Below are 21,421 nucleotides of genomic sequence, written 5' to 3' on the forward strand. Positions count from 1 at the left end.
GCGGCCGGCCGTGCCGGGCGCAGACGGCGGCACCTGAGCGGTTATTGGCCGGATGCGCCGGGCGGTCTGTTCCTGCGGAAATGGAAAAGCCCCGGCCGCTGCTTCAGGCTGTCGATGGCAACGGCGAGGATGATCACCACGCCCTTGATCAGAAGCTGCGTGAAGAAGGGCACGTTGAGCAGGATCAGGCCGGTGCCCAGAACGCCGAGGATTACCGATCCGATCAGGGTGCCGACGATCCGGCCGCGGCCGCCGGCAAGGCTGGTGCCGCCGAGCACCACTGCCGCGATGGCATCGAGTTCATAGCCGGTGCCGGCTGTCGGCTGAGCCGAGATCACGCGGGCGGCGAAGATGACGCCCGCCAGGCCCGAACAAGCGCCCGCCAGCACATAGACGGACGTGACGACCCGCTTCACGCGCACGCCGGCGAGTTTCGCCGCCTCCGCGTTGCCGCCCACGGCATAGACGTGACGGCCGTAGCGCGTCCGTTCCAGGATGAACCAGACGATCAGGTAGACGACCGCCATCACGATGACCGGCATCGGGATGCCCCAGAGATACCCGTTGCCGATATCCTTGAAATTCAGCGAGCTGGAGACGATCGGCTGGCCTTTGGTGATGGTGTAGGCGAGGCCGCGCAAGAATGTCATCGTGCCCAGCGTAACGATGAACGGGGCAAGCGAAAGATAGGCCGTCAGCGCGCCATTGATCAGGCCGCAGGCCGCGCCGACGGCAAGGCCAATGCCGATGGCGGCGGGTGCCGGCACTCCAGCAATGGCGGCTATGACCGAAACCACGCCCGAAACGGCGACCATCGATCCGACGGACAAGTCGATGCCTCCGGTCAGGATGACGAGCGTCATTCCGGCCGCCAGGATGGCGTTCACCGATATGGAGCGCGCGATGTTGAGAAGATTGTCGACGCGGTTGAAGTTCGGCGCGATGGCCGACATCAGGATGATCAGCGCGACCAGCACCACGAGAATGCCGACCCGATCCCACCATTTGGCGAAATCGAACGGGGCGTGCTCGGCAGCGACCGCTTTTGCCTGGAGGATCTCGTCTCGAGCAGGGTTCATGGCTGCGCTCCTGTATGTCTGCTGCGGGTCGCGGTGCCCGTCGCGTGAAGCATCACTTCTTCTTCCGAGGTTTTTTCCGAAACCAGTTCCGAGACGATCCTGCCCTGGCGCATGACCAGCAGGCGGTCGCTTATGCCGATCGCCTCCGGCAGGTCCGACGATATGACGAGGATCGCCTTGCCGGCGCGCGCCAGCCGGTCGATCTCCTCGTAGATCTCGCGCTTTGCGCCGATGTCGACGCCGCGGGTGGGCTCGTCGAGGATCAGCACCCTGGAATCGCGAAGCAGCCACCGCGCCAGCGCCGCTTTCTGCTGGTTTCCTCCGGACAGCGCCTTCACCGGCAGCGCAAGCGCGTTGAGCCTGAGGCCCAGCCGCTTCATCTGCGCCAGAACCGCGTCGCGTCGCGCCGTCCGGTCGACGACGCCCGCCGTAACGAAGCGATCGAGCGAGCTGATCGCAATATTGTCTTCCACCGAATGCTCGAGGAACAGCCCTTGCTCTTTACGGTTTTCTGGCACCATGCCAATGCCGTCGGCGATCGCCTCGAACGGATCCGCCGGGCGGCTGTGGCGACCTCCGATGCGGACCGAACCGGCGGTGCGAGGGTCGGCACCGAACAGCAGGCGGCCGACTTCGGTCCTGCCGGACCCGATCAGGCCGGCCATGCAAACCACCTCTCCGGCGCGGACCGAGAGATCGACGGGGCCGACCCCCGTGCCCGTCATTCCCTCGACTTCGAGGATGGTGGCACCCGGCTCGCGTTTGTCATGGTGGTAGAGGTCGGCAACCTGACGGCCGACCATCATGCGGACCACGTCGGGCGGGCTGATCTCGGCTAAGGTTCCGGTCCCGACATAGCCGCCGTCGCGGAACACCGTGACGCGATCCGCCAACTGCCAGACCTCTTCCATGCGATGCGAAATGTAGATCAGGCCGACGCCCGCCGAGCGCATCTGGCCGATGATGCGATAAAGCTCCTGCGCCTCGGCCCGCGACAGCGCGGCGGTCGGTTCGTCGAGCACCAGCACGCGCGCGTTTTCGCTCACGGCGCGCGCGATCTCGACCATCTGCTGCATGCCGACGCTCAGCGAGCCGAGCGGCCGCCGCGGATCGATCGTGGAGTGAATGCGCGCCAGCTTCTGACGCGCCTGCTCATCCATGCGGCGGCGGTCGAGCATGCCCAGCCTGGTGCGCGGCTCGCGCCCGAGCGCCAGGTTCTCCGCGACCGTCATGTCGCGCACGGTGTTGAGTTCCTGGTGGATGATGGCGATGCCGTTGGCGGAGGCCTCGATCGGCGAACGGATCTCGACTTCGCGGCCGTCGATGAGGATGCGCCCTGCGTCGCGCTGGATGTTGCCGGCAAGGATCTTCATCAGCGTGGATTTGCCGGCGCCGTTCTCGCCCATCAGCGCGTGCACTTCGCCCGCTCTCAGGTCGAAACGGACCTTGTTCAGCGCCAGCGTGGCGCCGAAGCGCCTGGAAACGTCCTCGACGGCGAGCAGCGGAGGTTGGATGCTCATGGCAGCCTCATCGGATCTCTGGGCGGGGAGCGGCGCAAGGCCGCTCCCCGCGGGCTGGCCTGGGAGATTTACCAGCCCGGATACTGGCCAACATTGTCGCGGGTGACCAGCACGCTCTCGATCAGGATCGTCTTGTCCTGCGGCGCCTTGCCGGCAACCATGTCCTGCGCGACCTTGACCGCCTGACGCACCATCTCGGCCGGGTTCTGCGTGGCCGAGCCGATGAACGGCGACCCGTCCCGCTTCAGTTCGGCGACCGCTTCGGGGCTGCCGTCCACGCCGGTGACCTTGATCTGGCTTGCTTTGCCGGCTTGCTCGACCGCGAGCACGGCGCCGAGCGCGGACGGGTCGTTCATGCCGAAGATGCCGGTGACGTCCGGGTTGGCCGTCAGCATGTCGGTCGTCACGGCGAGCCCGGAAGCACGGTCGTTCTTCGAGGCCTGCTGGCCGACGATCTTGATGTCCGGGAACTTCTTGGCCACCGTCTTGCAGCCATTGATGCGGTCGATGATCGTCTGGATCGGGGTGCCGTCCACCAGCAGCACCTGGCCCTTTCTGCCCATCTGCTGGAACAGGTATTCGCAGGATTTCTCGCCCGCCTGCACCGCATTGGTCATGATCACCGCGTCGGCGCCGTGCGCAGGAGTGTCGACGGCGATGACGATGATGCCGGCCTCCTTGGCGCGCAGGATGGCCGGTTCGATGCCCGCCTCATCCACCGCCGAGATGACGATCAGATTGACCCCTTGCTGGATGAAGGCGTCGATCTGGGTGTTCTGGTTGGCGAGGTCGAGCTGCGCGTCCTGCACGTTGACGGAAGCGCCGATCTGCTTGGCGGCGTCCTGGGCCCCCTTCGTCATGGCGGAGAAGAACGGGTTGGACATATCCTGCACCATCAGGCCGATCTTCTCGATCTTGCTGGGAAGCTTGCTTTCGGCCGTGGCCGGAACGGCTCCAAATGCCAGGCCGAACGCCAGGAGCGATGTGGCGGTAATTAACCGCAGGGTGGTCTTTGCTGTCATGTTTATCCTCCTTGTTGTTCGCCGCCGTGATGTGACGGCAATTCGTTTTCTCGACTGTCGAACCGCGAGCATCACCGCGGCCAGATCCCGGCTTCCGAGCTGCCTAATCGTTTAGGTTCAAGCACAAGATAATCCGGTCATTGTCCTTCCATTCCTTGTGTCGCTAGGCAGCCTGCGAGGCGACGGGGCCTCGTGCGTGGACGCCGTCCCTCGAACAGCCGCAGGAACAGCGGATGATCAGCCGCGCTGGCACGCGCTGCTGGTCCTCGGGAAGATAGAGGGGCGTCGGCGCCTCGCCCTTCTTCTCGGCTTCGACCTGCTTGTCGATGATCCTGCGCAGGGTCATCGCGGCAAGCAGGCCGATCTGTTCGCTGTGCTCGTTCAGCACCGTCATCGGCGGATCGGTAAGTTCCGACCAGGCGAATTCGTCATAGGCGACCACCGCCAATTCATCCGGAATGGCGATGCGCCTCTCGGCGGCAAGCTTCATGGAGCCGAGCAGCAGCGGATTGTTGCCCGCGATCAGCGCGCGCGGAATCCTGCCACTGGCATCAATATGGCGCGCCAGCGTGCTGTAACCGGACGCTGCGTCGTTCTCCGATTCCAGCACCACCAGGTCGGCGCCGTGGATCCGCGCCGCCTCCCTTATGCCGCGCTCGCGGTCGAACCGCGTCGACCATTTCGACGGATAGACCAGGAACAGCCAGTCCTTGTAGCCATGGTCGGCAAGATGTTTGCCTACCATCAGGCTGGCATTGTAGTTGTCGGTGGTCACGCTTGGGATGTGCGCGGCCTCTGCCGGCGGCGAGGAATCGACGAAGACCAGCGGGATGTCCCAGCGTTCGAGCAGCCGCGCGTTGTCTGCCGTCAAGGTCAATGTCGAAATCACGCCGGCGGTCCGCGACTCGATGAGGCGGCGTATCATCCGATCCTCGAGGCGGGCGTCATAGGCGCCGTTGACCGCGACGTCGCCGACGACCACGGTCCAGGCGGACGGCTCGAGCGCTTGCTGTATGCCCGCCATCAGGTCGAGATAGTAGGAGTTGGAGGTGCTTGCGGTGATGACGGCAACTGAATCGCGGCTGGCGCGGCGCAATTCCTGAGCGGCGCGGTTGAGCACATAGCCGAGATCGCTGGCGGCTTTCAGCACCTGCTCGCGGCTGGCCTCGGACACGCCATCCGCTCCGCTGAGTGCGCGCGATACGGTGAACAAAGACAGGCCTGTGGCGCGGCTGATGTCGCGCATTGTCGATCTTGCCAAGGGTCGAAACCTCCCTCGTCGAGGTCAGCCGAAGCCTTTACCTAAACGTTTAGGGTTGTTTGTAGTCGGTGTTCCAGGCGTTGTCAATCCGGCCTCTCAATCCATCAAGGTGAGGATGCTTCTAGCGCGCGACCGGACCGCCGCGAATCGGCTATGCATCGCCCCATGCAGGAAACTTCCCTCTACGAGCCGGTGAAGCGGTTCCTTGAGAGCATGGATTTCGCCGTCAAGGGCGAGATCGGCGGCTGCGACGTGGTCGGCGTGCGCACCGGTGAGCCGGATGTCGTCGTCATCTGCGAGCTCAAGCTGCAATTCAACCTCGAGCTCGTCCTGCAGGCCGTCGACCGCGCGGCGGCCTGTGACGAGGTATGGCTGGCTGCTTTGATGTCGGCGCGCGGCAAGGGCCGGGAGCACGACCGCCGCTTCCGCGCGCTCTGCCGTCGTCTAGGCTTCGGCCTGTTGGGCGTCGGCAAGAAGGGCGAGGTGGAATTGCTGCTCAGTCCCGCCGCCTTGCCGCCGCGCCGCGACCCCGGGCGGCGCTCGCGCCTGGTCGAGGAGCATCACCGCCGCAAGGGCGATCCGTCCATCGGCGGCAGCACGCGCAAGAAGCCGATCATGACCGCTTACCGCCAGGAGGCGCTGGCCTGCGCCGCCGCCATGGCCGACGGTCCGAAGCGGCCGCGCGACCTCAAGACCCTTTCGCCGCGCGCCGCCAGCATTCTTTTGCATAACTACTACGGCTGGTTCGCCAGGGCCGAGCGCGGTGTCTACGCGCTGACCGAAGCCGGTCTCGCCGCCATCGGACCTTTGCCGGCGACGTTATAGGCAATCGAGTGCGAAATAATTTGCCGGCTTACCACTCGGCGAACGAGCCGTCCTTGTGGCGCCAGACCGGGTTGCGCCAGCGATGCCCTTCCTTGGCACGCTCCTTCACATAGTCTTCGTCAATCTCGACTCCCAGGCCCGGACCGTCGGGAATGGCAACATAGCCGTCCTCATAGCGGAACACGTCCTTGTTGGCGGCGTAGTCGAGCAGGTCGTTGCCGGCATTGTAATGGATGCCCAGGCTCTGCTCCTGGATGAAGCAGTTGTAGCTCACGGCGTCGAGCTGCAGGCATGCGGCAAGCGCGATGGGTCCCAGCGGACAATGCGGCGCCACCGCCACGTCATAGGCTTCCGCCATCGCCGCGATCTTGCGGCATTCGGTGATGCCGCCGGCATGCGACAGATCGGGCTGGATGATGTCGACGACCGCCTCCTCGAACACAGATTTGAAGTCCCAGCGGCTATAGAGCCGTTCGCCGAGCGCGATCGGCGTCGAGCCGAGCGCGGCGATCTCCTTCAGCGCCTCGCGGTTCTCGCTCAGCACCGGCTCCTCGATGAACATCAGCCGGTATGGCTCCAGTTCCTTGACCAGCATACGCGCCATCGGCCGGTGCACGCGGCCGTGGAAATCGACGGCGATGCCGATATTGGGGCCCACCGCCTCGCGCACCATGGCAACCCGCTCGACCGCGGCATCGATCCTGTCATGGCTGTCGACGATCTGCAGTTCCTCGGTGCCGTTCATCTTGAGCGCCTGGAAGCCGCGCGCCACCACATCTCTGGCGCCGGCCGCCACTTCCGCCGGCCGGTCGCCGCCGATCCAGGAATAGACCTTGATCGTCTCGCGCAGCTTGCCGCCAAGCAGTTCATGCACCGGCACGCCGAGCGCCTTGCCCTTGATGTCCCACAGCGCCTGGTCGATGCCGGCGATCGCGCTCATAAGGATCGGCCCGCCGCGATAGAAGCCGCCGCGATGCATCACCGTCCAGTGATCCTCGATCAGGCGCGGATCCTTGCCGATCAGATAGTCGGCCAGTTCCTTGACCGCCGCCTCGACCGTCAGCGCCTTGCCTTCGACCACCGGCTCGCCCCAGCCGCTGATGCCGGCATCGGTCTCGATCTTGAGGAACAGCCAGCGCGGCGGAACGATGTAGGTGGTCAAGGCGGTGATTTTCATGCGGGCAAGCTTGTCTCAGTTGTTCTTGAGTTTCTTGGCGCTGACGAGGTCGCGCGCCGCCAGGTGGAGAATTCTGTTTGCCGCGTCGCGCGCCGCTTCGGCGTCGCGCATGCGCAGCGCCTCCACCACTTCGCGGTGCGCCGCCACCGCTTCCATGCGCCGGTCGAGCGAAATGGTCGCCGTCGCTTCCAGCGAGAATTTCAGCCCGGTGTCGATCAGGTTGCCGATCTGCCGGAAGATCGGGTTGTGGCTGGCGGCATAGAGGATCTGGTGGAAGGCGATGTCGCTGCGCGAGAAGGCGACGGGGTCCTCGCCGGCGCCGGCCATGCCGCGCCAGGCCGCCTCCAGGTCGGCGATCTCCTGCAGCGTCGCGCGCGCGGCGGCGAGCTCGGCGACCAGCGGCTCGATGGCGCGGCGGGTTTCGAGGATCGCGTCGAACAGCTTGTCGTCCAGGGCGTGCGGCGCATGCCAGGCAAGCACTTGCGGATCGATGATGTTCCAGTTGTCCTGGTCGCAGACCACCGTGCCGATGCGCGGCCTGGAAAGCACGAGGCCCTTGGCCGCCAGCACTTTCAGCGCTTCGCGGATCACGGTGCGGCTGACGCCATATTCGACGCCGAGGTCGTTCTCGGTCGGCAGTGACGAACCGGCCGGATAGCGGCCCGAGAAGATGTCGGAGGCGAGCGCCCTTGTCACATCCGGCATGACGCGCGGGCGACGTGCCGTCTCGCGCGCATTGGTCGCCTCGTCAGCCTTCTTCGGTGTCTCGTTCACCTCAGCCCCTCCTCCAAGGCAGCGAACCCTGGTTGCGCGCGCCCGGCCCGGCCTTAGCGGATACCGGTGATTTGCGCCAGCGCTACTGATCTGACTATTTAAATCATTTATCATACCAGATCAATTGACGTGTATGATGAAATTGATTAGAGACGGGAAACCCGGGCTCGACGTCCGGCCGTTCACTGGGAGGTAAACATGCGACTTTTGAAAACCGCGCTCGTCGCGGGCGCTCTCGCCGTCTTGTCGGTCACGACAATCGCGTCTGCCTATGCGCAGGACACCAAGATCGGCTTCATCGTCAAACAGCCCGAGGAACCCTGGTTCCAGGACGAATGGAAATTCGCGGACCAGGCTGCCAAGGAAAAGGGCTTCACCCTCGTCAAGATCGGCGCCGAGGACGGCGAGAAGCTGATGTCGGCGATCGACAATCTCGGCGCCCAGGGCGCGCAAGGTTTCGTCGTCTGCACCCCGGATGTGAAGCTCGGCCCGGGCATCGTCGCCAAGGCGGCCGCCAACAATCTGAAGCTGATGACGGTGGACGACCGCCTCGTCGGCGCCGACGGCAAGCCGCTGGAAGACGTGCCGCATATGGGCATCTCCGCCACCAAGATCGGCGAGGCCGTTGGTCAGGCCATCATCGACCAGATGAAGGCTCGCGGCTGGAAGATGGACGAGGTCGGCGCGATCCGCGTCTCCTACGACCAGCTGCCGACCGCCGTCGACCGCGTCGAAGGCGCGATTTCGGTGCTGAAGGCCGCCGGCTTCAAGGCCGAGAACATCTTCGACGCGCCGCAGGCCAAGACCGACACCGAAGCCGCGCTCAACGCTGCGACCGTGGTGCTCAATGCCCATGCCGACATCAAGAAGTGGATCGCCTTCGGCCTCAATGACGAGGCGGTGCTCGGCGCCGTCCGCGCGTCCGAAAGCGTCGGCATTCCGGCCGACGGCATGATCGGCGTCGGCATCGGCGGCGCGGAATCGGCGATCAACGAGTTCAAGAAGCCCACCGCCACCGGTTTCGTCGGCACGGTGATCATCTCGCCCAAGCGCCACGGCTACGAGACGGCGCTGAACATGTATGACTGGATCGCCAACAACAAGGAGCCGGCGAAGCTGACGCTGACCGCCGGTGCGCTCGCCAAGCGCGACGACTACCAGAAGGTGCGCAAGGACCTCGGCATCGAATAGTCCTCCCTGTACAAACAGGCGGCGGCCCGCGTCGCCGCCTGTTTGGTCTGACCCGGCAAGGGTAGCGCACAAGGATCTGAGCGGTGTCCTTTCTCGAATTCTCCGACATCACCAAGACCTATCCTGGCGTCAGGGCTCTGTCCGACGTGTCGTTCGGCGTCGAAAAGGGCGCCGTGCATGGATTGATGGGCGAGAACGGCGCCGGCAAGTCCACCCTCATCAAGATCCTGTCCGGCGACCAGCATGCCGATGCCGGCGCAATAAGCATCGACGGCAAGGTTCAGGCCTATGCCTCGACCAGGAACGCCTTCGACAACGGCGTCATCGTCATCCATCAGGAATTGCAGTTGGTGCCCGAGCTGACCGTCGCCGAAAATCTCAGCCTTGGCCGGTTTCCGGCGAGCGTAGGCGTCATCGCCCGCCGCCGCATGCTCGACGATGTCGGCGCCAAGCTGAAATCGGCCGGCATCGACATCGACATGCGCCGCAAGGTCAAGACGCTCTCGATCGGCGAACGCCAGATGGTCGAGATCGCCAAGGCGGTGATGCTGGACGCCCGCGTCATCGCGCTCGACGAGCCGACCTCGTCGCTGTCCTCGCGCGAAAGCGAGATCCTGTTCGCCCTGATCGACCGGCTGCGCGGCGAGGGCAAGGTCATCATCTATGTCTCGCACCGGCTCGACGAGGTGTTCCGGCTCTGCGACAGCCTGACGGTGCTGCGCGACGGCAAGCTCGCCGCGCACCACGCATCGCTCGAAGGTGTGACGCGCGATCAGGTCGTTGCCGAAATGGTCGGCCGCGAGATTTCCGACATCTGGGGTTTCCGCCCGCGCAAGGCTGGAGAGGTCCGCCTTAAGGTCGACAATCTGAGCGGCGCCAGGTTACAGGCGCCGGCGAGCTTCGAAGCCCGCGCCGGAGAGATCGTCGGCTTCTTCGGCCTGATCGGCGCCGGGCGCTCGGAGCTGATGCGGCTGGTCTTCGGCGCCGATCCGCGCTCGGGCGGCGCGATCGCCGTCGACGGCAAGGCGATTGCGGCAGCCAGCCCGCACGACGCGATCAGGGCGGGCATCGTGCTCTGCTCCGAGGACCGCAAGCATGACGGCATCATCCAGGGCCGCTCGATCGAGGAGAACATCAACATCTCGTCCAGGCGCCATCACACGCGCTTTGGCGTGCTGAGCCGCGCCAGCGAGATCGCGACGGCCGAGACCTTCATCAAGAAGCTCAAGGTGCGCACGCCGTCCCGCAGGCAGGACATCGTCAACCTGTCAGGCGGCAACCAGCAGAAAGTGATCCTCGGCCGCTGGCTGTCCGAGCAGGGCATAGGTGTTTTGATCGTCGACGAGCCGACGCGCGGCATCGATGTCGGCGCCAAGTCGGAGATCTACGAGCTGCTTTACCAGCTCGCCGAGGACGGCATGGCGATCGTCGTCGTCTCCTCGGAGCTGCCGGAAGTGATGGGCATTTGCGACCGCATCCTGGTGATGTGCGGCGGACGCATCGCCGCCGAACTTACGCGCGACCAGTTCGCCGAAAAGGCAATCCTGGCCGCGGCCCTTCCCGACAAGAAAACCCCCGACGCGATCGCATCCTGAGGACACCCGCCATGACCGACCGGTTGAAGAAGATACTGCTCGGCGAGCAGGGCCTCGTCGTCATCTTCATCGTCGCCTTCGCGCTGGTGTCGCTGCTTGTGCCGAACTTCCTCACCGACCGCAACATGCTGGGCCTGCTGCAATCGGTGGTCACCGTCGGCATCGTTGCCTGCACGATGATGTTCTGCCTCGCCGCGCGCGACTTCGACCTGTCGGTCGGCTCCATCGTCGCCTTTGCCGGCATGGTCGCGGTGATGGCCTCGAACTACACCGGCTCGATCCTGCTCGGCCTCATCGCGGCCATCGCCTGCGGCGCCGTCGTCGGCTGGGTCAATGGCGTCGTCATCGCCAAATTCCGTATCAACGCCCTCATCACCACCCTGGCCACCATGCAGATCGTGCGCGGCTTCGCGCTGATCTCGTCGGACGGCCGCGCCGTCGGCATCAACAGCCCTGACTTCTATCAGTTGGCCCTGTCGAAGCTACTCGGCATACCGACGCCGATCTGGGTGCTTGCGGTGCTCTTCGCCATTTTCGGCTTCGTGCTCAACAGCACCGTCTTCGGCAAGAACACGCTGGCCATCGGCGGCAATCCGGAAGCCTCGCGCCTCGCCGGCGTCAATGTCGACAGGACGCGCATCTGGATCTTCACGCTGCAGGGCGTGGTCTGTGGCATCGCCGGCATCCTGCTCGCTTCGCGCATCACCTCTGGCCAGCCCAACGCCGCGGTCGGCCTCGAGCTGTCGGTGATCTCGGCCTGCGTGCTCGGCGGCGTCTCGCTGGCTGGCGGCCGCGCCACGATGTCGGGCGTCATCGTCGGCGTTTTGATCATGGGCATCGCCGAGAACGCGATGAACCTGCTCAACATCCCGGCCTTCTACCAATATATCGTCAGGGGTGTGATCCTGCTTCTGGCGGTCCTGCTCGACAATCTGCGGTCGTCGGCATTGGGCCGGCGCTGAGCCGGCATGTCGATGTCGGGCCGATGCGGCTGAAGGATCGCAATGGCCGTCTTCGACTGGAGTGACGACGATGACTGAGCGCCTTGCAGGCAAACGCATCTTTCTGACCGGCGCCGCCCAGGGCATCGGGCTCGCCATCGCCGAAGCCTGCCTGGCCGAGGGGGCGAGCCTGTTCATGATCGATCGCGACGGCGAGCTCCTGGACAGGGCCGCCTCCGGCCTGTCGGCGCCGCGCGGTCGTCTCGGGCACTGCCGGGCCGATATAACCGATGCCGCGGCGATCGCGTCGGCCGTCGGCCGCGCGGGCGAGGAAATCGGGCCGGTCAACGCGCTGATCAACAACGCGGGGATGAATGTCTTCTCGACGCCGCTCGAGGCGAGCGAAGAGGAGTGGAACCGCAATTTCGACGTCAACGTCAAAGGCGCCTGGAATTGCAGCAAGGCGGTGCTACCGGGCATGCTGGCAAGCGGCCGCGGGGCGATCCTGAACATCGCCTCGACGCACAGCTTCACCATCATTCCGCATACCTTCCCCTATCCCGTCGCCAAGCACGCGCTGCTCGGCCTGACCAGATCGCTGGCGCTCGAATATGCAGGCCAGGGCGTGCGCGTGAACGCGCTGGCGCCGGGTTATGTCGAGACGCAGAAGGCCCTCGACTACTGGAACAGCTTTCCGGACCCTGTCGCCGCGCGCGCCAACACCATGGCGCTGCACCCCGGCGGCCGCATCGCCACTGCGCGCGAGATCGCGCTCGCCGCGGTGTTCATGATTTCCGACGAGTGCCCGTTCATGAACGCGGCCTGCCTCGTCGTCGATGGCGGGCTGAGCCAGCTCCAGCATCCGGCCTGAACATCGCCGAGGACCGACCATGACCAAGAGACGATCGCAGCACTGGTTCGGCGGGCTCGGCAAGGACGCCTTCATCCATCGCAGCTGGATGAAGAACAACGGCCTGCCGGACGATGCTTTCGACGGCCGGCCGGTGATCGGCATCTGCAACACCTTCTCCGAATTCACGCCCTGCCACGTGCATTTCCGCGGCCTGGTCGAGCACATCAAGGCCGGCGTGCTGGAAGCCGGCGGCCTGCCGCTGGAGTTTCCGGTGTTCTCCTGCGGCGAATCCAATCTGCGGCCGACGGCCATGCTGTTCCGCAATCTTGCCTCGATGGATGTCGAGGAGGCGATTCGCGGCAATCCGATGGACGGCGTCGTGCTGATGGCGGGCTGCGACAAGACCACACCGTCTCTGGTGATGGGCGCGGCCTCCTGCGACCTGCCCGCCATCGTGATTTCCGGCGGGCCGATGCTCAACGGACGGTTCCAGGGCCGTGAGATCGGCTCCGGCACCGACGTGTGGAAATTTTCAGAGGATGTGCGGGCCGGGGTGATGAGCGCGCAGGATTTCGCCAGCGCCGAGAGCGCCATGTCGCGCTCGCCCGGCCATTGCATGACCATGGGCACGGCCTCGACCATGGCCTCGATGGTCGAGGCGCTTGGCCTGGCACTGCCCGGCAACGCTGCCTATCCGGCGGTCGACGCGCGCCGCAGCCGCATCGCCCGCATGACCGGGCGGCGCATTGTCGAGATGGTCAACGAGGATTTGCGGCCGTCGGCGATCCTCAACAAGCAGGCCTTCGCCAATGCCATACGCGTCAATGGCGCGATTGGCGGCTCGACCAACGCCGTCGTGCATCTGCTCGCCATCGCCGGCCGGGTTGGCGCCGAGCTCAGCCTCGACGATTGGGACAGATACGGCCGCGATGTGCCGACCATCCTCGACCTGATGCCGTCGGGCCGCTTCCTCATGGAGGATTTCTGCTATGCCGGCGGCATCCCGGCTGTGATGAAGGAGATCGCCGACCTGCTCGACCTCGACGCGCTGACGGTCACCGGCAAAAGCGTGCGGAACAACATCGCCGATGCCCGGAATTACAATCCGGAAGTGATCCGCCCGCGCGACAAGGCGCTCACGCCGCATGGCGGCATCGCGGTGCTGCGCGGCAATTTGGCGCCGGCGGGCGCCATCATCAAACCGTCGGCCGCATCGCCCGCCTTGATGAGGCATCGCGGCCGCGCCGTCGTTTTCGAAGACATCGACGACTACCGGGCGCGCATCGACGACCCAGGGCTCGATATCGACGAGACGTCGGTCATGGTGCTGAAGAATTGCGGCCCCAAGGGCTATCCCGGCATGGCCGAGGTCGGCAACATGGCGCTGCCGCGGAAGCTCTTGCAAAAGGGCGTGCGCGACATGGTCCGCATTTCCGACGCCCGCATGTCCGGCACCGCTTTCGGCACGGTGGTGCTGCATGCGGCCCCCGAGGCCGCCGTCGGTGGCCCGCTGGCACTGGTCAGAAGCGGTGACATCGTCGAGCTCGATGTCGAGGCAAGAAGGCTGCATCTCGAGGTTTCGGAAGAAGAATTGGCTCGACGTCGGCAATCCTGGCGGCCGCCCGAACCGGCGATGCGCGGCGGCTATCAGGGCCTCTATGTCGATCATGTCCTGCAGGCGGACCGTGGCGCCGACCTCGATTTCCTCGTCGGCAGCCGCGGTCACGCCGTTCCGCGCGAAAGCCATTGAGGGCGAGCGCGATGGCCCAATTCGCGCCGGATCAGATCCATGGCATTCTCTACGCGCTGTTCGACAGCCAGGTCTTCGTCATGCAGGGCATCGAGAACCTGATCTGCTACGGCAAGCGCCTTGTTCGGCGCCCGTGCCGGCGTCCCGATATTTGACCGCGCGCCGGCGATGCGGCCGTGCGCGGCCGGCCTGGCGATGGTGGAGCGCTTCGCGTCCCGTCTGGGCAGTTATCCGCCCTGACGCCAATACCCTGGCGCATGAATCCAAACGATCACATGCCGGGCGGCACAGGATCGCCCGATCCGCGACCTGTCGGTGGATCAGAAACGCTCCCGATAGTCGCGCGGGTTGGTGCCGAGGACGCGTAGAAAGCCGCGCCGCATCGTTTCCTCGGAGCCGAAACCGCAGCGCCGCGCCGTTTGGCTGACCGTTTGCCCCCGCTCCAGCATCCGCCGCGCCGCCTCAATCCGGATTTCTTCGATCGCGCGGGCGGGTGTGCGCCCCGTTGCCTCCTGATAGTGCCGCGAGAAACTGCGCCGGCTCATATTCGCGCGTTCGGCCAGCTGCTCCAGCGACAGGTCGCCGCTCAGATTGTCGAGGATCCAGCCATGCAGCCGGTCGAAGGGCCCGTCCCCCTCTTGCAGCTTGAGGGTCTGGCTGAACTGCGCCTGACCGCCGGGTCGTTTTAGGAAAACGACCAGCTCGCGTGCCACGGCGAGTGCCATGCGCCGGCCGAGGTCGGCCTCGACGAAGGACAGCGCGAGATCGATGCCGGCCGTCACCCCGGCCGAGGTCCAGACATTGCCGTCGCGAATGAAGATCGGGTCGGGTTCGAGCCGGACCGCCGGAAAGCGCTTGGCGAACTCCGCGCAGCGGCCCCAATGGGTAACCGCGCGGCGGCCGTCGAGCAGGCCTGCCTGAGCCAAAAGCATCGCGCCGCTGCAGACCGAAGCCGTCCGCACAGCATCGCGCGAGCGGCCGACGATCCACTCCACCAGCTGAGGATCCTCGCAGGCCGCGTTGACGCCCCAGCCGCCAGGCACGATCAGCGTGTCGACCGCGAGCCCCTGCGCCGGCAGCGCCGCCGCCTCAAGCGCCAGACCGGACGATGTCCTGATCCGCGGCGAGGCGGCGACGACGACGGGCTCATAGGCGGCCGGCTCGCCGGCCTGCGTCCTGAAGTCGTTGGCGCTGGCAAAAACCTGAAGCGGTCCGCTGACATCGAGGAGCTGGATGTCGGGATAGGCGAGGATTTCGATGCGGCGCATGGGAATGGCCTGAAACGAGGGGTAAATGGCAATCGTGCCAAAGCATGATGCCGTAGGTTGCCCGAAGTCAATCCACGGAGATTCCCATGTCCCTTCGTTTCGGCATCCTCGTATTTCCCAATGTCCAGCAGCTCGACCTCACCGGGCCTTATGAGGTTATGGCAACGGTCAAGGGCGCTGAGGTGGAACTGATCTGGAAGGATCGCAATCCGGTGATGTCGTCGACGCGTCTGTCGCTCACGCCGACGGCGACCTTCGACGACTGCCCGCCTCTTGACGTGCTGTGCATTCCGGGCGGCGGCGGCGTCAACGCGCTGCTCGAGGACAAGGCGGTTCTCGACTTCGTCTGGGAGCGCGCGGCGCAGGCGCGCTACATCACCTCGGTGTGCAGCGGCGCGCTGGTGCTCGGAGCGGCCGGATTGCTCAAGGGCAAACGGGCCACAACGCACTGGTATGCGCATGATTTCCTTGAAGAGTTCGGCGCGATCCCCGTCGATGCGCGGATCGTCGAGGACGGCAAGCTGATCACCGCCGGCGGTGTCACGTCCGGTATCGATTTCGGCCTGGCGCTGGTCGCAAGGCTGCTTGGACAGGCGGAAGCGGAAATCGTGCAGCTCTCGCTCGAATACGCGCCGGCGCCTCCCTTCCGCTCCGGCACGCCCGCCGAGGCTTCGCCCTCTGTCCTGGCGGAAGCAAAGGAGCGGCTCTCGGGTTCGCGGCGGGTCCGCGAGGAAATGTTCGCGCGCTGGCGCGAAGAGCGCGCGGAGGCCACGCCGGCGCGCATCCGCGCCTGAAACAACAAGGCCGAATGGCGCACGATCCGCGCCTTTCGGCCAGCCTCATTTCGGCTGTTGACTCCCCTTTCTGTCTGTGCAGAAATTGGTTGGACCATTGAACCACTTTAGGCTCAGCCGGCGTGACCGATTTCCTGCCCCCCATCCAGACCACGGCCCGCGATGACGCGGTGCTGAAGGCGTTGGCGGGGTTCGTGCGCCAGGAGGCTCTTGGCCCGGGCGAGAAACTGCCGACGGAGCGCATCCTGGCGGAACGGCTCAAGGTCAGTCGCAACACGGTGCGCGAGGCCCTGACCCGCTGGGAGGGGCTAGGCCTCGTCGAACGGCGGCAGGGCTCGGGCACCTATCTCAAGGCCGCCGTCTCGCCTGACATGCTGCACATGCCGCTGACATTGGCCGGCGGCAATGATTTCGCCGGCCTGATGGCGACGCTGGAAATCCGTCGCGCGCTGGAGGCGGAGGCGGCGGCACTTTGCGCCGTTCGCGCGGGCAAGGCCGAGCTTGCCGAGATCGAGCGCAAGCTCGACCTCATGGAGGAGGCCTTCCGCACCCGCGCCGGCATGTCCTCGGACGAGGACTGGGAATTCCACCAGGCGGTCTTCCGCGCCTCCGGCAACCCGCTGTTCGAGCAGATCATCGCCGCCATGTACGAGATGTTCCACCGCTTCTGGGAACATCCGCTCGGTGTGCGCGACTTCGGCCATGCCAGCTTCCCCTATCACCGCACCATCTTCGTCCGCATCGCCGCGCATGATCCCGACGGCGCCCGCGCCGAGGCGCTGAAGCTCATCGCCACCGTCGAGGACGATCTGAAACGCGGTGCCGCCAACCTCAAACTTTCGGACCGCAGATGAACGAGCAGCCCAACACCTTCGATCCGGCCTTGATGGCCAGCGATTATCTCGGCGAGGCGGCGACGCTTCTGGCGCATGACGATCCGTTTCCCGGCGGCGCGGTGGTGCCGCCGATCTACCAGACGTCGCTGTTTACCTTCGCCAATTACGCCGACATGGCCGACACCTTTGCTGGTCGAAGAAAGCAGCCGATCTACTCGCGCGGCGACAACCCGACCGTGATGGAGTTCGAGGCGCGGGTCGCGGCGCTCGAAGGCGCCGAGGCCGCGCGCGGCTTCTCGAGCGGCATGGCGGCCATCAGCGCCACGGTGCTCGCCTTCGTCGGCGCCGGCGAGCGCATGGTCGCCGTACGCAACTGCTATGGCGACGCCTACCGGCTGTTCGAGCGGCTGTTCCCGCGCTTGCATATCAAGGTCGACTATGTCGACGGCGCCGATCCCGATGCGGTCGCCGCAGCCCTTCCCGGCGCCAAGCTGCTCTATCTCGAAAGCCCGACCTCGATGATGTTCGAGCTGCAGGACCTGGAGCACCTGACGCGGCTGGCGAAGGAGCAGGGCATCGTCACCACCATCGACAATTCCTGGGCGACGCCCGTCTTCCAGAAGCCGATCTCGCATGGCGTCGACCTGGTGCTGCACTCGGCCTCCAAATATCTGAGCGGCCACAGCGATACCGTCGCCGGCGTGGTGGCGGGTTCTGCCGCCCACATCAAGCACATCAACGAGCAGACCTATTCCCAGCTTGGCGGCAAGCTGTCGCCCTTCGAAGGCTGGCTCTTGTTGCGCGGGCTGCGCACCTTGCCGCTGCGCCTGCCACATCACATGAAGAGCGGGCTCACCATTGCCGAGCGGCTCAAGGCGCATGGCAAGGTCGAGCGGGTCAATCACCCCGCTTATTCCAACCAGCCCGGCAAGAAGACGCTTGCCGGCTATGCCGGCCTGTTCTCCTTCGAGGTCACCGAGGATGTCGATATCCCGGCCTTCGTCGATGCGCTGAAATTCTTCCGCATCGGCGTCAGCTGGGGTGGCCATGAAAGCCTGGTCGTGCCGGCAAAGGCCTCGCTCGAGCAGACGCCGGGCATCAATTCGATGGCGCGCTTCGGCGTCAGCCCCCGAACCATCCGCTTCAATGTCGGATTGGAAAATGTCGAGGATCTCTGGGCGGACATCGTCCAGGCCTTCGACAAGTCAAAAAAATAAACGGATCGAAAATGGGAGTCCTGAAGATGAAAAGACTGACCTTCATGCTTGCCGCAGCGGCCGGCCTGGCGATTTCCGCCAGCGGCGCGATGGCCGACACCACCATCAAGCTGGTCGAGGTCATCACCAGCCCGCCGCGCACCGAATTCCTGAAGAAGCAGATCGCCGAATTCGAAAGCGCCAATCCAGGCATCAAGGTGGAGGTGGTCTCGCTGCCTTGGGGCCAGGCTTTCGAAAAGTTCCTCACCATGGTGCAGGCCGGCGACACGCCTGATGTCGTCGAGATGCCGGAACGCTGGATGGGCCTCTACGCCAACAACGCTCAGCTCGAGGATCTCGGCCCCTATATGGCCAAATGGGACGACGCCAAGACGCTCGGCGACCGCGCCAAGCAGTTCGGCTCGACCGTCAACAACACCCAGTTCATGATCCCCTACGGCTATTATGTGAATGCGCTGTTCTGGAACAAGAAGCTGTTCAAGGAAGCCGGCCTCGACGGCCCGCCGGCGACGCTCGACGATTTCGTCGCGGATTCCAAGAAGATCTCGGCCATCCCCGGCAAATACGGCTACTGCCTGCGCGGCGGACCGGGCGCCTTCAACGGCATGCACATGTTCATGAACATCGCCGACGGCAAGGGCGGCTACTTCAACGAGGACGGCACCTCGACCATCAACGATGAAGGTTCGGTCAAGGGCCTGCAGATGCTGGCCGACATGTACAAGAACGGCCTGGCGCCGAAGGACGCCGTGAGCTGGGGCTTCAACGAAACGGTGACGGGCTTCTATTCCGGCACCTGCGCCATGCTGAACCAGGATCCGGACGCCTTGCTCGGCATCGCCGACAAGATGAGCGCCGACGACTTCGCCGTGGCTCCGCTTCCCGTCGGCCCGAGCGGCAAGTCCTATCCGACGCTGGGCTATGCCGGTTGGGCGATGTTCGCCAATTCCCAGCACAAGGATGAGGCCTGGAAGCTGATGGCCACACTTCTGTCGCCCAAGGACAATCTGGAATGGGCCAAGGAGGTGGGCGTCGTGCCGATCCACAACGGCGCCGACCAGGACGCTCATTTCAAGACCGAGCAGTTCAAGGGCTGGTTCACCGAGCTCAGCGACAGCTCCAAGTACGAAATGGTGACGCCGCCGACCCATCTGGAGAACCTTGGCAACTTCGTCGACCAGGTGGCGATCAAGAATTTTCAGGAAGTGCTGCTCGGCCAGAAGCCGGCCAAGCAGGTGGCCGACGAATGGGCCGCGTTCCTGACCAAGGAGCAGCAGGCCTGGCTGGCCAAGAACAAGAAGTGACGCCCTTCTTCCTTCTCCCCGTTTTACGGGGAGAAGGTGTCACCCGATGCATGTCGCCCAAAAGTGCTTAGCGGTTTTGGGACAACGACATGCACAGATAAGTGACGGATGAGGGGCCGCGCTGACTTCTGAAAGGTTCGCGCCGCCCCTCATCTGCCTGCCGGCATCTTCTCCCCGTTGAACGGGGAGAAGGACGCTGTCGCCATCGCCAGAATTCAACCTCCACCGTAGAGCCACGTAATGACCTACGCAGTGTCCGAAATCCGATCCGCTGCCCCGCCGCGAAAGCAACGGCTGAGCAAGGCCGCGATCGAGCCATGGCTCTATCTTTCGCCGGCTATTGTCCTCTTGGTCGTGGTGCTGCTGGTCCCGCTGATCATCGGCATCAGCTATTCCTTCCGCAAATTCTCGGCCTTCAAGTCCGAATATGTCGGCCTCGGCCAGTACCAGGCGATGCTCTCCGACCAGGTGCTCGGCCAGGCGCTGATCAACACACTGTGGTGGACGGTCGCCAGCCTGTTCTTCCAGTTTTTTCTTGGCCTCGGCCTGGCGTTGCTTCTCGACAAGCCCTTCTACGGCCGCAAGGTCGTGCAGGCGGTGGTGTTCCTGCCCTGGGCCGTACCCTCCTTCCTCTCGGGCCTCACCTGGGCGTGGCTGTTCAACCCGATCATCGGGCCGCTGCCGCACTGGCTCTTCGCGCTTGGCCTGAAGGCCGAGCCGACCAACGTGTTGTCCGATCCCGCCACCGCCATGTGGGGGCCGATCGTCGCCAACATCTGGTTCGGCATTCCCTTCTTCGCCATCACGCTGCTGGCCGCGCTGAAGTCGATCCCGTCCGAATTGCATGAGGCGGCGGCCATCGACGGCGCCTCGCCCTGGCAGCGCTTCACCAAGGTGACGCTGCCCTTCCTGGCGCCGACCATCGTCATCACCGTCATGCTGCGCACCATCTGGATCGCCACCTTCGCCGACCTGATCTTTGTCATGACCGAGGGCGGCCCGGCCGGCTCGACCAGCACGGTGCCGGTCTACATCTATGTCAGCGCCTTCAAGTCGCTCGACAAGGGCTACGCTTCGGCGGTCGCGGTGCTGCTTCTGGTGCTGCTCATTGCCTATGCGATCGGGCTGATCGCCATCCGCCGCACGCTGGTGAGGCACGTCTGATGATCGCCGGTCGCTCCACATCATCGCGCATCGTCGGCGGCATCGGGCTTTACCTGGCCATTGCGGCATTTGTGATCTTCGCGCTGTTCCCGATCTTCTGGACGCTGAAGATCTCGGTGACGCCCGAGCGCCTGCTCTATTCGGAAGGCATCACCTTCTGGCCGTCGCAGACGACTTTTCAGAATTTCGTCACCGTGCTCGAGGCCTCCGACTTTCCGCGCTATTTTCTGAACAGCGTCATCGTCTCGGTGTCGACGGCGGCATTTGTCACCGTCATCGCCACGCTTGCCGGCTACGCCATGTCGCGCTTCACCTTCCGCGGCAAGGCGACGCTGGCGATCCTGTTGCTTCTCACCCAGACCTTCCCTCTGGTCATGGTCATCCCGCCGATCTACCGCATCATGGGCGATATCGGCCTGACCAACAGCCTGATCGGACTGATCATCATCTACACCGCCTTCAACACCGCCTTCGCCACCTTCCTGATGCAGTCCTTCTTCGATGGCATCCCGAGGGATCTCGAGGAGGCGGCGATGATCGATGGCTGCACCCGCGCCCAGGCGATGCGCCGGGTGATCGTGCCGCTGACCTTGCCCGGCATGGGCGCCACGCTCGGCTTCGTCTTCACCGCCGCCTGGAGCGAATTGCTGTTCGCGCTGATGTTGATCTCCAGCGACGAGCAGAAGACTTTTGCGGTTGGGCTGCTCACCTTCATCGGCAAGTTCGCCGTCGACTGGGGGCAGATGATGGCGGCCTCGATCCTGGCGCTGATCCCGGTCTGCGTCTTCTTCGCCTTCCTGCAACGCTATCTCGTCACCGGCCTCACCGCCGGCGCGGTCAAAGGATAAAA

At 64.8% G+C, this 21,421-nt stretch carries 20 protein-coding genes; 13 read left to right on the plus strand and 7 right to left on the minus strand.

Annotated features, from left to right (window positions below; translation table 11 throughout):
- Positions 1–41: 41 nt before the first annotated feature.
- The 4 genes from WDX12_RS11610 to WDX12_RS11625 form a co-directional block, all read right to left on the minus strand.
- The gene (locus tag WDX12_RS11610; protein ID WP_434724962.1) at positions 42–1,079 is read right to left on the minus strand and encodes an ABC transporter permease subunit; all 1,038 of its coding nucleotides are present in this window, start codon (positions 1,077–1,079) and stop codon (positions 42–44) included.
- Positions 1,076–2,599 (minus strand): sugar ABC transporter ATP-binding protein, encoded by a 1,524-nt coding sequence (locus WDX12_RS11615; RefSeq protein WP_434724963.1) that lies wholly within the window; start codon positions 2,597–2,599, stop codon positions 1,076–1,078. Before WDX12_RS11615 ends, WDX12_RS11610 begins: the two co-directional genes overlap by 4 nt.
- Positions 2,600–2,667: 68 nt before the next feature.
- Positions 2,668–3,621, minus strand: a complete 954-nt coding sequence (locus WDX12_RS11620; RefSeq protein ID WP_434724964.1) for an ABC transporter substrate-binding protein — start codon at positions 3,619–3,621, stop codon at positions 2,668–2,670.
- 163 nt (positions 3,622–3,784) lie between these two features.
- The gene (locus WDX12_RS11625; RefSeq protein WP_434724965.1) at positions 3,785–4,882 is read right to left on the minus strand and encodes a LacI family DNA-binding transcriptional regulator; all 1,098 of its coding nucleotides are present in this window, start codon (positions 4,880–4,882) and stop codon (positions 3,785–3,787) included.
- Positions 4,883–5,047: 165 nt separating this feature from the next.
- Between WDX12_RS11625 and WDX12_RS11630 the strand changes: the two genes are divergently transcribed.
- Positions 5,048–5,707 (plus strand): DUF2161 domain-containing phosphodiesterase, encoded by a 660-nt coding sequence (locus tag WDX12_RS11630; RefSeq protein ID WP_434724966.1) that lies wholly within the window; start codon positions 5,048–5,050, stop codon positions 5,705–5,707.
- Positions 5,708–5,735: 28 nt separating this feature from the next.
- Here WDX12_RS11630 and dgoD read toward each other — a convergent pair whose 3' ends face one another.
- Both dgoD and WDX12_RS11640 read right to left on the minus strand, forming a co-directional pair.
- Positions 5,736–6,884, minus strand: coding sequence for a galactonate dehydratase (gene dgoD / locus WDX12_RS11635; RefSeq protein ID WP_434724967.1), 1,149 nt, complete (start codon positions 6,882–6,884; stop codon positions 5,736–5,738).
- A gap of 15 nt (positions 6,885–6,899) precedes the next feature.
- Positions 6,900–7,589 carry a FadR/GntR family transcriptional regulator gene (locus WDX12_RS11640; RefSeq protein WP_434725614.1) on the minus strand — a complete coding sequence of 230 codons (690 nt, stop codon included), beginning with the start codon at positions 7,587–7,589 and terminating at the stop codon, positions 6,900–6,902.
- 267 nt (positions 7,590–7,856) lie between these two features.
- Between WDX12_RS11640 and WDX12_RS11645 the strand changes: the two genes are divergently transcribed.
- The 6 genes from WDX12_RS11645 to WDX12_RS11670 all read left to right on the plus strand — a co-directional run bounded on the left by WDX12_RS11645 (position 7,857) and on the right by WDX12_RS11670 (position 14,143).
- Positions 7,857–8,849: an arabinose ABC transporter substrate-binding protein gene (locus WDX12_RS11645; RefSeq protein ID WP_434724968.1), complete on the plus strand. Its 993-nt coding sequence runs from the start codon at positions 7,857–7,859 to the stop codon at positions 8,847–8,849.
- An 83-nt stretch (positions 8,850–8,932) separates the two neighbouring features.
- Positions 8,933–10,444: an L-arabinose ABC transporter ATP-binding protein AraG gene (gene araG, locus WDX12_RS11650; RefSeq protein ID WP_434724969.1), complete on the plus strand. Its 1,512-nt coding sequence runs from the start codon at positions 8,933–8,935 to the stop codon at positions 10,442–10,444.
- Positions 10,445–10,455: 11 nt separating this feature from the next.
- On the plus strand, positions 10,456–11,406 hold the full coding sequence (gene araH, locus WDX12_RS11655) for an L-arabinose ABC transporter permease AraH (protein WP_201412980.1): 951 nt from the start codon (positions 10,456–10,458) through the stop codon (positions 11,404–11,406).
- 70 nt (positions 11,407–11,476) lie between these two features.
- Positions 11,477–12,256, plus strand: coding sequence for an SDR family oxidoreductase (locus tag WDX12_RS11660; RefSeq protein WP_434724970.1), 780 nt, complete (start codon positions 11,477–11,479; stop codon positions 12,254–12,256).
- A 19-nt stretch (positions 12,257–12,275) separates the two neighbouring features.
- Positions 12,276–13,988, plus strand: coding sequence for an L-arabinonate dehydratase (araD, locus tag WDX12_RS11665; RefSeq protein WP_434724971.1), 1,713 nt, complete (start codon positions 12,276–12,278; stop codon positions 13,986–13,988).
- Between the two features lie 11 nt (positions 13,989–13,999).
- The gene (locus WDX12_RS11670) at positions 14,000–14,143 is read left to right on the plus strand and encodes a hypothetical protein (protein WP_434724972.1); all 144 of its coding nucleotides are present in this window, start codon (positions 14,000–14,002) and stop codon (positions 14,141–14,143) included.
- A gap of 165 nt (positions 14,144–14,308) precedes the next feature.
- On the opposite strand, the gene WDX12_RS11675 is transcribed toward WDX12_RS11670, so the two are convergent.
- Positions 14,309–15,256, minus strand: a complete 948-nt coding sequence (locus WDX12_RS11675; RefSeq protein WP_434724973.1) for a GlxA family transcriptional regulator — start codon at positions 15,254–15,256, stop codon at positions 14,309–14,311.
- Between the two features lie 86 nt (positions 15,257–15,342).
- Between WDX12_RS11675 and WDX12_RS11680 the strand changes: the two genes are divergently transcribed.
- The 6 genes from WDX12_RS11680 (at position 15,343) to WDX12_RS11705 (ending at position 21,419) form a co-directional block, all read left to right on the plus strand.
- Positions 15,343–16,050, plus strand: a complete 708-nt coding sequence (locus tag WDX12_RS11680) for a DJ-1/PfpI family protein (RefSeq protein WP_320294254.1) — start codon at positions 15,343–15,345, stop codon at positions 16,048–16,050.
- Between the two features lie 122 nt (positions 16,051–16,172).
- Positions 16,173–16,904 carry a FadR/GntR family transcriptional regulator gene (locus WDX12_RS11685; protein WP_320294255.1) on the plus strand — a complete coding sequence of 244 codons (732 nt, stop codon included), beginning with the start codon at positions 16,173–16,175 and terminating at the stop codon, positions 16,902–16,904.
- On the plus strand, positions 16,901–18,103 hold the full coding sequence (locus WDX12_RS11690) for a PLP-dependent transferase (protein WP_320294256.1): 1,203 nt from the start codon (positions 16,901–16,903) through the stop codon (positions 18,101–18,103). The genes WDX12_RS11685 and WDX12_RS11690 overlap by 4 nt, the downstream gene beginning before the upstream one ends.
- A 26-nt stretch (positions 18,104–18,129) precedes the next feature.
- A complete protein-coding gene (locus tag WDX12_RS11695) occupies positions 18,130–19,407 on the plus strand; it encodes an ABC transporter substrate-binding protein (RefSeq protein ID WP_320294257.1) in 1,278 nt (425 codons plus the stop codon).
- A gap of 240 nt (positions 19,408–19,647) precedes the next feature.
- Positions 19,648–20,571 (plus strand): carbohydrate ABC transporter permease, encoded by a 924-nt coding sequence (locus WDX12_RS11700; protein ID WP_434724974.1) that lies wholly within the window; start codon positions 19,648–19,650, stop codon positions 20,569–20,571.
- Complete coding sequence (locus tag WDX12_RS11705; RefSeq protein WP_320294259.1) at positions 20,571–21,419, plus strand: carbohydrate ABC transporter permease; 849 nt, start codon at positions 20,571–20,573, stop codon at positions 21,417–21,419. The genes WDX12_RS11700 and WDX12_RS11705 overlap by 1 nt, the downstream gene beginning before the upstream one ends.
- Positions 21,420–21,421: the final 2 nt, after the last annotated feature.

The organism is Mesorhizobium sp. RIZ17, assembly GCF_051127865.1.
GTDB classification, from domain to species: domain Bacteria; phylum Pseudomonadota; class Alphaproteobacteria; order Rhizobiales; family Rhizobiaceae; genus Mesorhizobium; species Mesorhizobium humile.